This window comes from Streptomyces longispororuber (assembly GCF_014656095.1).
GTDB classification, from domain to species: Bacteria; Actinomycetota; Actinomycetes; order Streptomycetales; family Streptomycetaceae; genus Streptomyces; species Streptomyces longispororuber.
The window spans coordinates 42,856-56,195 of record NZ_BNBT01000044.1 but is presented as its reverse complement, the minus strand read 5'-3'; the positions used below and the strand labels follow the sequence as shown (position 1 = coordinate 56,195).

Annotated in this window: 11 protein-coding genes; 4 read left to right on the top strand and 7 right to left on the bottom strand. The window is 73.4% G+C overall.

From position 1 onward, the window contains the following. The first annotated feature begins 185 nt into the window (after nucleotides 1-185). Nucleotides 186-1,385, top strand: a complete 1,200-nt coding sequence (locus IE330_RS16425) for a 4-hydroxybenzoate 3-monooxygenase (protein ID WP_190136756.1) — start codon at nucleotides 186-188, stop codon at nucleotides 1,383-1,385. A gap of 227 nt (nucleotides 1,386-1,612) precedes the next feature. Then, entirely contained in the window at nucleotides 1,613-2,530 is a 918-nt protein-coding gene (locus IE330_RS16420) for a Bax inhibitor-1/YccA family protein (protein WP_190136755.1), read from the top strand. A gap of 101 nt (nucleotides 2,531-2,631) precedes the next feature. Here IE330_RS16420 and IE330_RS16415 read toward each other — a convergent pair whose 3' ends face one another. Beyond that, entirely contained in the window at nucleotides 2,632-2,862 is a 231-nt protein-coding gene (locus IE330_RS16415; protein ID WP_190136754.1) for a DUF4287 domain-containing protein, read from the bottom strand. Between the two features lie 101 nt (nucleotides 2,863-2,963). Here IE330_RS16415 and IE330_RS16410 point away from each other — a divergent pair, with 101 nt between their 5' ends. Further along, on the top strand, nucleotides 2,964-3,275 hold the full coding sequence (locus IE330_RS16410) for a hypothetical protein (protein WP_190136753.1): 312 nt from the start codon (nucleotides 2,964-2,966) through the stop codon (nucleotides 3,273-3,275). A 114-nt stretch (nucleotides 3,276-3,389) separates the two neighbouring features. Here IE330_RS16410 and IE330_RS16405 read toward each other — a convergent pair whose 3' ends face one another. The 3 genes from IE330_RS16405 to IE330_RS16395 form a co-directional block, all read right to left on the bottom strand. Beyond that, nucleotides 3,390-4,196 carry a hypothetical protein gene (locus tag IE330_RS16405; protein ID WP_190136763.1) on the bottom strand — a complete coding sequence of 269 codons (807 nt, stop codon included), beginning with the start codon at nucleotides 4,194-4,196 and terminating at the stop codon, nucleotides 3,390-3,392. Between the two features lie 225 nt (nucleotides 4,197-4,421). Continuing rightward, nucleotides 4,422-5,642: an acetyl-CoA C-acetyltransferase gene (locus IE330_RS16400; RefSeq protein WP_190136752.1), complete on the bottom strand. Its 1,221-nt coding sequence runs from the start codon at nucleotides 5,640-5,642 to the stop codon at nucleotides 4,422-4,424. 423 nt (nucleotides 5,643-6,065) lie between these two features. Further along, the gene (locus IE330_RS16395) at nucleotides 6,066-7,079 is read right to left on the bottom strand and encodes an SGNH/GDSL hydrolase family protein (RefSeq protein WP_190136751.1); all 1,014 of its coding nucleotides are present in this window, start codon (nucleotides 7,077-7,079) and stop codon (nucleotides 6,066-6,068) included. Nucleotides 7,080-7,309: 230 nt separating this feature from the next. Between IE330_RS16395 and IE330_RS16390 the strand changes: the two genes are divergently transcribed. Continuing rightward, nucleotides 7,310-8,701: a cystathionine beta-synthase gene (locus IE330_RS16390; protein WP_190136750.1), complete on the top strand. Its 1,392-nt coding sequence runs from the start codon at nucleotides 7,310-7,312 to the stop codon at nucleotides 8,699-8,701. A 1,793-nt stretch (nucleotides 8,702-10,494) separates the two neighbouring features. Here IE330_RS16390 and IE330_RS16385 read toward each other — a convergent pair. The 3 genes from IE330_RS16385 to IE330_RS16375 all read right to left on the bottom strand — a co-directional run bounded on the left by IE330_RS16385 (nucleotide 10,495) and on the right by IE330_RS16375 (nucleotide 13,227). Continuing rightward, a complete protein-coding gene (locus IE330_RS16385) occupies nucleotides 10,495-10,926 on the bottom strand; it encodes a hypothetical protein (protein WP_190136749.1) in 432 nt (143 codons plus the stop codon). Nucleotides 10,927-11,008: 82 nt separating this feature from the next. Next, entirely contained in the window at nucleotides 11,009-11,704 is a 696-nt protein-coding gene (locus tag IE330_RS16380) for a carbonic anhydrase (protein ID WP_190136748.1), read from the bottom strand. 95 nt (nucleotides 11,705-11,799) lie between these two features. Further along, the gene (locus IE330_RS16375; protein WP_229925689.1) at nucleotides 11,800-13,227 is read right to left on the bottom strand and encodes a purine-cytosine permease family protein; all 1,428 of its coding nucleotides are present in this window, start codon (nucleotides 13,225-13,227) and stop codon (nucleotides 11,800-11,802) included. Nucleotides 13,228-13,340: the final 113 nt, after the last annotated feature.

Here is a 13,340-nt window from a genome sequence, read left to right as displayed (position 1 = left end):
GTCCTCAAACGCCGGACGGGCTAGGGGATAGCCCGTCCGGCGTTTGAGGACGAGCGCGTCAGCGCGATCTTCGGGGGTCCAGGGGGCGGAGCCCCCTGGTTTCGGGAAAGGGGTGGGTCTGGGGCGCCCCCCGCGAGGGCCACCACCCCGTTGACACGCCACACCCGCCCCCCAAGACTCCCTGCATGCGCACCCAGGTCGGAATCATCGGGGCCGGCCCGGCAGGGCTGCTGCTGGCCCGCCTGCTGCACACCGCGGGCATCGACAGCGTCGTCCTGGAGAGCCGCGACCGCGCCTACGTGGAGACCCGCCAGCGCGCCGGAATCCTGGAGCAGGGCACCGCCGACGCCCTGCGCGCCGCGGGCGCGGGGGAGCGCATGGACCGCGAGGGCCTGCGCCACGACGGCATCGAGCTCCGCTTCGCCCGCCGCAGGCACCGCGTCGACTTCCCCACCCTCACCGGCGGCCGCTCCGTGACGGTGTACGCGCAGACCGAGGTGTGCAAGGACCTCATCGCCCTCCAGCGGCGCGAGGGCGGCCCCCTGCTCTTCGGGGCCGAGGCCCTCGCCGTGGAGGACGCCGCCACCGACCGCCCCCGCGTCCGCTACCGCCACCGCGGCCGCGAACGCGTCCTGGAGTGCGCGTACGTCGCCGGGTGCGACGGCTTCCACGGCGTGTCCCGGGCCGCCGTGCCGCCCACGGTGGCCCGCACCTACGAGCGCTCCTACCCCTACGCCTGGCTCGGCGTCCTCGCCGCCGTGCCGCCCTCCCACGACGAGCTGGTCTACGCCCGCCACGACCGCGGCTTCGCCCTGCTCAGCCTCCGCTCGCCCACGGTCTCCCGGCTCTACCTCCAGGTCCCCGCGGGCACCGACCCCGCCGCCTGGAGCGACGCGGAGATCTGGGACGAGCTGGAGCGCCGCCTGGAGACCGACGACGCCTGGCAGCTCGCGCGCGGGCCGCTGACCGCGAAGTCCGTCACGCCCCTGCGCTCCTTCGTGCACGAGCCCCTGCGCCACGGGCGGCTCCTCCTCGCCGGTGACGCCGCGCACATCGTGCCGCCCACCGGCGCCAAGGGCCTCAACCTCGCCGTCGGCGACGCCGTCGCCCTGGCCCGCGCCCTGATCGCGGCCGAGCGCGGCGACCCCGCGCCGCTGGCCGCGTACTCCGCGGACCGGCTGCGCCGCGTCTGGCAGGCGGAACGGTTCTCCAACGCGATGACCGCCCTGCTGCACCGCCCCCCGGACGCCACCCCCTTCGACGACCGCCTCCAGCTCGCCCAGCTCGACCGCGTCGCCACCTGCCGCGCGGCCCGCGCCGACCTCGCCGAGGCCTACACGGGAGAACCTTTCACCGGGGGCGACGGCGACAGCGCCGTACCGTGACCGCCGCGTCACCCGGAGGGAGGATCGCGGGCGGACCGGGAACAGCGGCGGCGTCCTCAGGCGTTCTCCGGGCACAAGGCACACGAGAGCCCACCGAAAGAGCCACCCAAGAGCAAGGGGTCCCCCGCCGTCCGGCGGGAAAGATCCTCCCCAGGCACTAGGCACATCCTTTTGCCTACGCATTACTCTTGAACCAAAGCCACGCTCGGTGGCCATGGAGGAGTGAGATGAGGAGCAGCAACCCGGTCTTCTCGCGACGGGGGTTCAGCCGCGACAACGGCTATGCGGGCTTCAACGCGCAGCCGCAGGCCGGGGGCCCCGCTGTCGGTACGCAGGCGAACCCGTACGCCCAGGGCAATCCCTACGCCCAGGGCAACCCCTACGCGGGCCAGCAGGCCCCCACCAACCCGTACGCCCAGCAGGACCTCCAGGGCGCCCCGCCCCAGGCCCCGGTGACCACCGGCCGCATGACGATGGACGACGTCGTCATGCGCACGGCCACCACGCTCGGCGTCCTCGTCGTCACGGCGGCGCTCGCCTGGGCGCTGCTCCCCGTCGACGACGCGAACATCGGCAAGTCGTACGGCATCGCGATCGGCGCCGCCCTCGTCGCGATGGTCCTGGGCTTCGTCCAGGCCTTCAAGCGCACGGCGTCCCCGGCGCTGATCCTGGGGTACGCGGCCCTGGAGGGCGTCTTCCTCGGCGTCGTCTCCAGCGTCGTCGACAACCGCATCGCGAACGGCGCGGCCATGCAGGCCGTGCTGGGCACGATGGCCGTGTTCCTCGCCGTCCTGGTGGCGTACAAGGCGGGCTGGATCCGCGTCAACCGCCGGTTCTACGGCTTCGTGATGGCCGCGACCCTCGGCTTCGTGCTGCTGATGGCGGTCAACCTGCTGTTCGCCGTCTTCGGCGGCGGTGACGGCCTGGGCTTCCGCAGCGGCGGCCTCGGCATCATGTTCGGCATCATCGGCGTGCTGCTCGGCGCGTGCTTCCTGGCCCTGGACTTCAAGCAGGTCGAGGACGGCATCGCGTACGGCGCCCCGCGCGAGGAGGCCTGGCTCGCCGCCTTCGGCCTCACGATGACGCTGGTCTGGATCTACCTGGAGTTCCTGCGTCTGATCGCGATCCTGCAGGGGAACGACTGACGTACGGCACCACCACCGGCATGACCGAAGGGCCCGCGGAAGCGACTTCCGCGGGCCCTTCGCCTGTCGTCGTGGAGGTCGGGGGATGCGGGGTCGGGGGGTCAGCCCAGTTTGCGCGCGGCGCGCCTGAGGTCGTACTCGTGGATGATCGCCTTGGCGTGGCCGTACGCCAGGTCGTGCTCACCGCGGAGCCAGCTCACCTTCTCCTCGAAGCGGAAGAGGGAGGGGCCCTCGTCGACGGTGCGCAACCAGTCGGAGACTTCACGACCGGTGCAGTGGGGGATGCGAGCCAGCAGATTCCGGTGGGTCTCTTCGGAGAAGACTTGGGACATCGGCGCCTCCGGACGCGTTCGATGTGGTCCGTCCTTCACGCCACCGTGCCTGAGGGTTCGGGTATTGGCAACAGTCCCGGCTCGGCGCATAGGGTCGGGTCGTGCTCGATACGACACCCTTGATCGCCGCCGTGGACCGATTCGCCGACCGGCTGCGGGCCGCGCCCCAGTCCCGGCTCCAGCGCGGGGCCGCCGCCGAAGCGCTGGCCCTGGCCCGCGAGTTGGCGGTGCGGGCCCAGCTCACCGAGGCGCCGGGGGCCGAGCCCCGGCTGATGCCGGACGCCGGGATGTTCGCGGCCGCCGACCAGATCACCGTGGCGGGGCGGGACTTGGCGGTCGTCCTGCGCGACGAGCGGGAGCTGGCGGAGGCGGTACGCCTGGTGGAGGAGTCGCTGACGCGCGCCGGGGTGTGAGTCGAGCCCGCCGGGGGCCGGGCGGGCTCGGGTGCGCCGCGCGGGACGCGGCCGGGGCCCGGGGTGCGGCCCGGGCGGGCTCGGACGGGGCCGCAGACGGGGCTCGGGCGGGGCTCAGACCGAGGCGATGACGCGGTCCGCGAGGATGTAGACGTTCTCCGTACCGCAGGCGAACGTCAGGGCGTACGCGCCGGAGACGCCCGAGCCGCCGAGCAGTACCGGCGCCTGGCCGTCGCGCAGGGCGGCGGCGAGCAGCTCCGCGGTCTCGCGGTGGCCCGGCGTCATGCACAGCGTGGTGCCGTCGGCGAAGACGTAGACGTCGAGGGTGCCGAGCGGGCCCGGGCGGACGTCGGCGAGGGCCGTGCGGGCGTCGGCGAGCTCCTCCAGGCAGGCCACCGTGCGCTCGTGGTCGGTGTACGCGGGGGACTGCACCGGTACGAAGTCGGGGTGCGAGGGGTGGCGGCGGCGGGCCGCGGCCAGCTCGGGGGAGTCGCCCGCGAACTCCTCGGGGTCGGCGAAGGGCTCGACGACCGGCTCCAGGCTGTCCGGTTCCAGACCGGCCAGATCGGCCTGGCGCGGCAGGAACAGCTCGTCCGCGACGCTCTCGGGCAGACCGCCCAGGAGCGAGGGGGCGTCCGCGATGTCGCGGGCCTCCTGCGCGGCCCAGAACGCGCGCGCCTCGGCCAGCTCCCGCTCCCGCTCCTCGGCGAGGGCGTCGGCGACCGCCGCGCGTATCTCGTCGGTGTCCACCGAGGTACGGGCGGCCGGCACGGTGGCGTGGCCGGCGGCCGCGGCGCCGCGGCTCTCGGCGAGCTCGGCGCGCAGCTCGGTGATCTGCTGGCGCAGCCCCCGCACGGTGCGCAGGGACGCGGCGCCCACGGCCGTGGCAGCGGCCGCGGAGAGCAGCAAGGCGATGTGCATGGCGCTCACTGACGTACTCCCGGTTTCAAGTCGACCCCCGACTTCCTACATCAGCTTGAAGCCTGCACGATCGCGGTGTCAGTGCAATACGTCATGAAAGGGACAGGACTTTCGGCCCGGCGCATCGATACGGACCCGCCTGACCTGGGCATATGCATCTCCCCCAGGAGATAGGTCACATCCTGGGGGAGATTGGGTCACGAAAGGATGGAGGCACGTGCAGGGTTAGCTGAGACGTTCGATGACCATCGCCATGCCCTGGCCGCCGCCGACGCACATCGTCTCCAGGCCGAACTGCTTGTCGTGGAACTGGAGACTGTTGATCAGCGTGCCGGTGATGCGGGCGCCGGTCATGCCGAAGGGGTGGCCGACGGCGATCGCGCCGCCGTTGACGTTCAGCTTCTCCAGCGGGATGCCGAGGTCCCGGTAGGAGGGGATGACCTGGGCGGCGAAGGCCTCGTTGATCTCGACCAGGTCGATGTCGCCGATGGTGAGCCCGGCGCGCTTCAGGGCCTGCTTGCTGGCCTCCACGGGGCCGTACCCCATGATCTCCGGGGAGAGCGCGGAGACGCCGGTCGACACGATCCGGGCCAGCGGGGTCAGGCCCAGCTCGCGCGCCTTGGTGTCGGACATGATGACGAGCGCGGCGGCGCCGTCGTTGAGCGGGCAGCAGTTGCCCGCGGTGACCAGGCCGTCGGGGCGGAAGACGGGCTTGAGGCCCGCGACGCCCTCCATGGTGACGCCCGCGCGGGGCCCGTCGTCCTTGCTGACGACCGTGCCGTCGGGGAGCGTGACCGGGGTGATCTCCCGCTCCCAGAAGCCGTTCTTGAGGGCCTCCTCGGCGAGGTTCTGGGACCGTACGCCGAACTCGTCCATCTCCGCGCGGGTGACGCCCTTGAGCCGGGCCAGGTTCTCGGCGGTCTGGCCCATCGCGATGTACGCGTCCGGGACGAGGCCGTCCTCGCGCGGGTCGTGCCAGTCGGTGCCGGTCTCCTGGGCGCGGGCCGCGGTGCGGGCCTCGGCCTCGGCGAACAGCGGGTTGTGGGTGTCCGGCAGCCCGTCGCTGGAGCCCTTCTGGAACCGCGAGACCATCTCCACGCCCGCCGAGACGAACACGTCGCCCTCGCCCGCCTTGATGGCGTGCAGGGCCATGCGGGACGTCTGCAGGGACGAGGAGCAGTACCGGGTGATGGTGCAGCCCGGCAGGTGGTCCATGCCCATCTGCACGGCCACGATCCGGCCGAGGTTGTGCCCCTGCTCACCGCCGGGCAGGCCGCAGCCGAGCATCAGGTCGTCGATGTCGCGGGGGTCGAGGGCCGGGACCTTGTCCAGCGCGGCCTGGACGATCGTGGCGGTCAGGTCGTCGGGGCGCAGCTCCTTGAGGGACCCCTTGCCGGCACGGCCGATGGGGGAGCGGGCGGCGGAGACGATCACGGCTTCGGGCATCTGGGGCTCCAGGGGTAACGGGCAGGGCCACCTGGGAAGTTACCGGCCCGTAGCGGCGGGGTCACGGCTTGGGGGCTGTGACACGCATCGCTCCACGGCGCGCGCGGGGGCGGGGGCCCTCCGGGGTGCGGTTTGTGGTGCGGCTTGCGGTGGGTGGGGGGGGGCGCCGCCGCTGCCGCGGCGGGGTTTCCCACCCGCCCGCCCATGGCCACGTGGCTTCGTCGGTGCGGGTTGGGCGCGGTGCGCCGGGGCGGGGTGGCCGGTGGCGGGCCCCTGTCGTGGCAGGGGCCCGCCCGTGACCACCCGGCTTCGTCGGGGCGGGTGGGTGTGGGGTGGGGGCGTCGGGGGCGTGGGGCCCGTGGTCGTTCGGTCGGGGGCGGCACCGGCGGTGCTGGGCGAGGGAGCGTGCGGGCAGGGGGTGGCTCAGGCGATCGGGGTGGGGGCCGGGGTCTGGATGCGGCGGCGGCGCCGGCGCTTGAGGAGGGCGAGGGGGCCCCGGTGGCCGGCGGGCGCCGCGCCCGTGACCTCGGTGCCGCCCTCGGCCGCGGCCTGGGCCGCCGCCCGCGCCACCGGCAGGAACCCCTCGCGCCGCGACACGTCGGGCCGCTCCTCCTCCGGCCACAGACCGAGCGCCGCGCACAGCGTGGGCAGGACCGCCATGGCCGCCGTGGCGTACCCCTCCGCCGAGGGGTGGTAGTTGTCGGGCCCGAACAGCTCGCGCGGGTTCGCCGCGAACTCCGGCCCCAGCAGGTCGCCCAGCGACACCGTGCGCCCGCCCTGCTCCACCACGCCGATCGTCTGCGCCGCGGCCAGTTGCCGCGAGACCCGGCGGGCCAGCCACCGCAGCGGCTGGTACACCGGCTCGATCGTGCCCAGGTCCGGACACGTGCCAACGACCACCTCGGCGCCCGCGGTGCGCAGTCTGCGGACCGCCGTGGCCAGCAGCCGCACCGACCGCGTGGGCGGCATCCGGTGCGTCACGTCGTTGGCCCCGATCATCACCACGCACACGTCGGGCACCCAGCCTGTCTCGTCCGACAGGACCAGCGTGACCTGCCGGTCAAGGTCGTCGGACTGCGCCCCGGCCTTCGCCACCACCCGCAGGTCCACCGGCCGCTCGGCCACCGCGGCGAGCCCGGAGGCCAGCAGCGCGGCGGGCGTCTGCCGCGCCCGGTGCACCCCGAGCCCGGCGGCCGTGGAGTCCCCGAGCACCGCGAACCGCAGCGGCTCCCCGAACCCGGCACGGGCCGCGAACGGCGCCCCGTACCGCCCGTCGGCCCGCGGCGGATCCCCGTACCCGCCGTTGCCCACGGAACGCTTGGCGAGCTGCACCTCCGCGAGGACGAGCCCGACCGTGGCCGCGCCGAGCAGCCCGATGCCTCCGCCGCCGTACGCCGCGCCCGCGGCGATGCGCCGCGCCACCCTCGCCCTCGACATCCCCGTGGTCACCCCTGCCAGGTCGTTCGTTGTGGAGCCGTGCCGTACGTCCCGTACAACCAGTCCTTGCCCCGTGGAGCCGGTCGGCCAATCGCGCGGAGAGGTGAAGCGGGCAGATGGCCCCGTAGGCTGACGTCTACCGAAGCAAGCATGACCAAGACCCCTCGTGCGGCGGTCGAACCCACGCGACGCCGCGACCCGGATACCCGGCCGGATACACGGAGACAACGGTGCGATTCCACGACTCGATGATCAGCCTCGTCGGCAACACCCCGCTGGTCAGGCTCAACAACGTGACGGAGGGCCTGCGGGCCACCGTTCTCGCCAAGGTCGAGTACTTCAACCCGGGCGGCTCCGTGAAGGACCGCATCGCACTGCGCATGATCGAGGCGGCCGAGGCGAGCGGCGAGCTGCGCCCCGGCGGCACGATCGTCGAGCCGACCAGCGGCAACACCGGTGTCGGGCTCGCCATCGTGGCCCAGCAGAAGGGCTACAAGTGCGTCTTCGTGTGCCCGGACAAGGTGAGCACCGACAAGATCAACGTGCTGCGCGCGTACGGTGCCGAGGTGGTGGTCTGCCCGACCGCCGTCGACCCCGAGCACCCGGACTCGTACTACAACGTCTCCGACCGGCTCGTACGGGAGATCCCGGACGCCTGGAAGCCGGACCAGTACTCCAACCCCAACAACCCCCTGTCCCACTACCACTCCACCGGCCCGGAGCTGTGGGAGCAGACGGAGGGGAAGATCACCCACTTCGTCGCGGGCATCGGCACGGGCGGCACGATCTCCGGCACGGGCGGGTACCTGAAGGAGGTCTCGGGCGGCAAGGTGAAGATCATCGGCGCCGACCCGGAGGGCTCGGTGTACTCCGGCGGGTCCGGGCGGCCGTACCTCGTCGAGGGCGTCGGTGAGGACTTCTGGCCGACGGCCTACGACCGGAACGTGACGGACGACATCGTCGCGGTCTCCGACAAGGACTCCTTCCAGATGACGCGCCGCCTGGCCAAGGAGGAGGGGCTGCTCGTCGGCGGCTCCTGCGGCATGGCGGTCGTCGCCGCCCTGCGCGTCGCCGAGGGCCTCGGCCCGGACGACGTCGTGGTGGTGCTGCTGCCCGACAGCGGCCGCGGCTACATGAGCAAGATCTTCAGCGACGAGTGGATGAACGACTACGGCTTCCTGGAGCAGGCCGGCGACCAGCCGCGCGTCGGCGACGTGCTGCGCCGCAAGGAGGGCGGCGAGCTGCCCTCGCTCGTCCACATGCACCCGGAGGAGACCGTCGGCGAGGCGATCGAGGTGCTGCGCGAGTACGGGGTCTCGCAGATGCCCATCGTGAAGCCGGGCGCGGGGCACCCCGACGTCATGGCCGCGGAGGTCATCGGCTCGGTGGTGGAGCGCGAGCTGCTGGACGCGCTGTTCACGCAGCGGGCGTCGTTGCACGACCCGCTGGAGAAGCACATGTCCGACCCGCTGCCGCAGGTCGGCTCCGGCGAGCCCGTCGGGGACCTGATGTCGGTACTCGGCGACGCGGACGCGGCGATCGTCCTGGTCGAGGGCAAGCCCACGGGCGTGGTCAGCCGCCAGGACCTCCTGGCGTTCCTGGCGGGCCAGCAGGGAAGCTGAGCCGGGCTTCGGCGGGTGTCCTCGCTGCCGCTGTGGCCTGCCGCTGCGGCTGAGCGCGTCTGCCGCCGCCCTGCCCTGCCGTTGCGGCCGAGTGCGGCTGCCGCCGCTGTGGCCTGCCGTTGTGGCCGAGTGCGGCTGCCGTCGCTGTGGCCTGCCGTTGCGGCTGAGTGCGGCGCCGCCGTGCGCTGCCGCTGCCGCGATGGCTGAGTGCGGGTGCCGCGTGCGCTGCCGTTGTGGCTGAGCGCGTCTGCCGCCGCCGTGCCCTGCCGTTGCGGCCGAGTGCGGGTGCCGCCGTGCGCTGCCGCTGCCGCGATGGCTGAGTGCGGGTGCCGCCGTGGCCGCTGTCGCTGCCGCGGCCCGGTGCCGTGACTTCGCGGAACCGGTACGAGGGCGACACGTTCGCGCAGCACCCGCTTAACACGGCTCCGGCATCGTAGGAGGTGTCGGCGTCAGGGCCTCCGGAGCGGCTCCCGGACCTCTCGTGACGCCCGGACGCGAGCGCCGGCCCTGACCCGGCGCCCGTCCCTCGCGGGGACCGCCGTCGTCCCGTCCCCCGGCCACGCGGCCGGGGGTGCGGCGGTCCCCGCGCTCCGCACGGGCTCACTCCTGGGTCGGCCCGGGCCGCCGTCGGGCTCTTCCCCCACCCACCCACCCGCCCTCTCATCGCGCCGGCGCGCTCGTCCTCAATCGCCGGACGGGCTGAAACCGTGCCCCCCGAGCCTGTCGGACGGCCGACCCGCCACTGGGGCGGAGCCTGCCCGCCGGGCTACGCGGACGCGGGAGCCGCCAGGTGGGGTGGGTGTGCCGCTACGGCTTCAGCCGGTGGGCGGGTGGGTCGTGAGCGGCACGACACGGCGCGGCGGACCGCGAGCCGCGGGTTCGGGTGAACTGTGCGCTGAGGCCGCACGGGCGGCCGGACAAGAGATCGCCGCGTGAGCGGCGCGGAGTCCCGACAGGCTCCGGGGCTGCTGGCTCGGGCCGCATGGGGGCACGGGCTTTCGCAGTGGGCCTGCGGGCCGCTCGGCTTCGGCTCGGGTGCTGGCTGCTGTGGCTCAACGGGGCGGTGGGGGATCGTCGCGTGAGAAGCACGGGTCTTCGCGGTCAGCCTGCGGGCCGCTTGGCTCCGGCTCGGGTGCTGGCTGCTGTGGCTCAACGGGGCGGTGGGAGACCGTCGCGTGAGCCACAGGAGACTTCGCTACGAGGGCGGCGCCGGGCTTGGGGGTGGGTGTGCGAACCGGTTGGCCGGGGTCGGGCGCTGCGACTTCGCTACGGGGGTGGGGCGGAGCTTCGCGGTGGTTTGTGCGCTGCTCGATCGTGGGCGGGTGGTGACCGGTGTGGCTCAAGGGGGTGCACGCCCTGTGAGCGGTGCGGCGTCTCGACGGCCCGGGGCCGCCAGGCCGGGGCCGCGGCTGCCGGCTGGGGCCGCACGGGTGGGTGGGAGACCGCCGCGTGAGCGGCGGGACGTGCGACGGACCGGTAAGCCGCCAGGTCGGGGCCGGGCCGCTCACCGGGGCTGTACGGGTGGGCGGGCGGGAAGCCGTCGCGTGAGCGACGGGCACGTTGCGACGGAGCTGGGAGCCGCCAGGTCGGGGCCGAGCCCGCTCGCTGGGGCTGTACGGGTGGGCGGGTGGGCGAGCGCCGCGACAGCGGCGGGGCACCTTGAACGGGCCAGGGAGCCGCCAGGTCGGGGCCGGGCCTGCTTGCCGGGGCTGTACGGGTGGGCGGGTGGGAGGCCGCAGCGTAGCCCCAGCCGCACAGCGCGGCTCCGCGGCCGGGCCCCGGCCCCGCTCGGGTCAGTCCGTCCAGTCCGGCCGGTCGCGGTCGCGGCGGCGGAGGACGGCGAGGAGCCCCGTGCCCCGCGCCGCGTGCACCGCGTTGACGCCGACGATGCCGAACCACGTGACGAACAGCCCGGAGAGCCCCGCGTTCACCACGCCGATCGCCGACAGCGGGATCGCGAGGATGAGCGAGACGATGCCGAAGCCGAAGCGCTCGCCCCAGGAGTCGACCCCGCTCGCGGGGTTCCTCGCGTTGCGGGCCATGATCATCTGCTGCTCGGCCAGGTGACGGCGCATCTGCCGGTCGATCGTGCTGTCGAGCCGCTTCTCCACCTTCTCGAGGAAGGAGTCGACGAGCGCGGACTCGTACTCTTCGCCGAGGTCCTTGCGCGCGTGCAGGGCGGCGTCGAGTTCCTTCTTGAGTTCGGCGTCACGGGTGGCTTCCATACCGGTCACGGTACGCGGCCCGCCCCGCCCGGTCAGTGGGGCTAACCCCCCTTTCCGTACGGGGCGGAACCCCCGGAGATCCTCAGCGCAGAATCCGTACGCGGCCGGTGTCGAGGTCGAAGCGGGCGGCGAGGACGGTGGCGGGGCGGAAGACGCTGTCCGCGCGCAGGGTGTCGCGCATGCGGCGGGCGTGCGCGGCGACGGTGTGGTCGATCCAGTCGCCCGGCAGGTCGCGGCAGGCCCAGGCGGCGGGGCCGATGGACTCGACGAGCCGGGCGAGGTGACCGGTGACGGGCTTGCCCGTGCGGAGCTGCTTTATGGCCGCCCCCACCGCCCCGCAGCGCTCGTGGCCGAGGACGAGTATCAGCGGGGTCTCCAGCTCCTCGACGCCGAACTGGAGGGAGCCGAGGACCGCCTCGTCGAGCACCTCGCCGGCGGTGCGTACGCAGAGCAGGTCGCCGAGGCCCTGGTCGAACAGCAGCTCCGGCGGTACGCGCGAGTCGACGCAGCTCAGGACCGTCGCGAAGGGGTGCTGCTCGTGGGCGAGCGCGCGGCGGCGCGCGCGGTCCTCGTGCGGGTGCCGGGAGTGGATCTCGGCCCAGCGGCGGTTGCCCTCCATCAGGGCTTCCAGGGCCTCCTGCGCGGTCCTGGGGCGGCGCGTGGCCCCGGCCGGGCCGGGCGCGGCCGAGGCGGCACCCGTGGCGGAGGCCAGCGCCGTGGCGGCGGTGGCGGTCAGGGCGGTGCGGCGGTGGACGGGGCGGCGGAAGCTGGCGGGCATGGTACGTCCTCGGGTACGGCGGAAAAGGGTGGTTCACGGTATGTGCACCGTCCAGGCCGTCAACTTCCCTTGACCCAGGCTTGGGTGAGTGCGTGTCAGATCATGGGATTCTTCATACCGGCCCGTGACGCGGCCCCCCGGCCGGGCAGGGGCTCCGGCGGGGTGCCCGTGGAGGCGCGCCGGGCGAGCAGCCAGTACAGGAGGGCCGGGACGGCGAGCCCCACGATCCAGGAGATGTCCGCGCCGCCCAGCCGGTCCACCAGCGGCCCGGTGTAGAAGTGGGTGACCAGGAAGGGGAGTTGGGCCGCGAGCCCGATCCCGTACACCGTGAGCGCGTCCCAGCGCCACGCCCCGTACCGGCCGTGCGGGTCGAACAGGGCCGGGATGTCGTACCGCTCCTTGGAGATGAGGTAGTAGTCGACCAGGTTGATCGCCGACCACGGGGTGAAGAACGTCAGCAGGAACAGCAGGAAGTCCTTGAACGACGTGAGGAAGCTGTCCTTGCCCAGCAGCGCCACCGCCGTGCCCGCGACCATGATCAGCGCGATGTACGCGGCCCGGCCGCGCGGCGAGAGCGCCTTCTGGGTGCGGAAGCCGCCGACACTGGTCACCATCGACATGAAGCCGCCGTAGGTGTTGAGCACGTTGATGGTCAGCTTGCCGAGCGCGATGACGAAGTACAGGAGCGACGCCACCAGGCCGGTGCCGCCCAGCTCCACCACGTACGCCACCTGGCGGTCCATGAACGCGTCGCCCGCGCTCGCCGCCACGAGGACACCGAACGTCATCGACCACTGCGAGCCGAGGGCCGAGCCGGACAGGGTCCACCAGAAGGTGGCGCGGCCCGAGGTGGTGCGCGGCAGATAGCGCGAGTAGTCCGCGACGTACGGGCCGAAGGCGAGCTGCCACGACGCCGACAGGGAGACGGCGAGCAGGAAGACGGGCAGGTCGAAGTGCGCGTCGGACAGCAGCGCGGACAGCTCCACGCGGTCCAGGAGGCGGACGCCGAGGTAGACGAAGGCGAGCGCGCAGACCACGCTGGCCACCCGGCCCAGGATGTGGATCACGCGGTAGCCGACGGCCGCCGTCACGGCCGTGACGGCGGCGAACAGGACGATGCCCGTCGTGTCGCCCGTGTGCGTCAGCTCGGCCGTGGCCTGCCCGGCGAGCACACTGCCGCTGGCGAAGAAGCCGACGTACATGAGAATTACCAGCAGGAGCGGTACGACGGCGCCGCGCACGCCGAACTGCGCCCGGGACTGGATCATCTGCGGCAGCCCCAGCTTCGGGCCCTGCGCCGAGTGCAGGGCCATGACGGCGCCGCCGAGGACGTTGCCGAGCAGCAGGCCGACGACCGACCACACCACGTCGCCGCCGAAGACGACCGCGAGCGCGCCCGTGACGACCGCCGTGATCTGGAGGTTCGCGCCGAGCCACAGGGTGAACTGGCTGAACGCGGTGCCATGTCGCTCCGCGTCCGGTACGACGTCGATGGAGCGGCGCTCCACGAGGGACTCTGCCATGGCCGATCGCTCCTCACGGGCGGGCGCCCGGTCGCGCGCGGCCGTGGCGGGCCGCGCGGCTGCTTGCGGGGCTGTATAACCTCATGCAGAGTTCTCGTAATCTGAATAGATTG

Coding starts and splice junctions, on each gene's coding strand:
- IE330_RS16425 (WP_190136756.1), top strand. CDS start 186: ATGCGCACCCAGGTCGGAATCATCGGGGCCGGCCCGGCAGGGCTGCTG.
- IE330_RS16420 (WP_190136755.1), top strand. CDS start 1,613: ATGAGGAGCAGCAACCCGGTCTTCTCGCGACGGGGGTTCAGCCGCGAC.
- IE330_RS16415 (WP_190136754.1), bottom strand. CDS start 2,862: ATGTCCCAAGTCTTCTCCGAAGAGACCCACCGGAATCTGCTGGCTCGC.
- IE330_RS16405 (WP_190136763.1), bottom strand. CDS start 4,196: ATGCACATCGCCTTGCTGCTCTCCGCGGCCGCTGCCACGGCCGTGGGC.
- IE330_RS16400 (WP_190136752.1), bottom strand. CDS start 5,642: ATGCCCGAAGCCGTGATCGTCTCCGCCGCCCGCTCCCCCATCGGCCGT.
- IE330_RS16395 (WP_190136751.1), bottom strand. CDS start 7,079: ATGTCGAGGGCGAGGGTGGCGCGGCGCATCGCCGCGGGCGCGGCGTAC.
- IE330_RS16385 (WP_190136749.1), bottom strand. CDS start 10,926: ATGGAAGCCACCCGTGACGCCGAACTCAAGAAGGAACTCGACGCCGCC.
- IE330_RS16380 (WP_190136748.1), bottom strand. CDS start 11,704: ATGCCCGCCAGCTTCCGCCGCCCCGTCCACCGCCGCACCGCCCTGACC.
- IE330_RS16375 (WP_229925689.1), bottom strand. CDS start 13,227: ATGGCAGAGTCCCTCGTGGAGCGCCGCTCCATCGACGTCGTACCGGAC.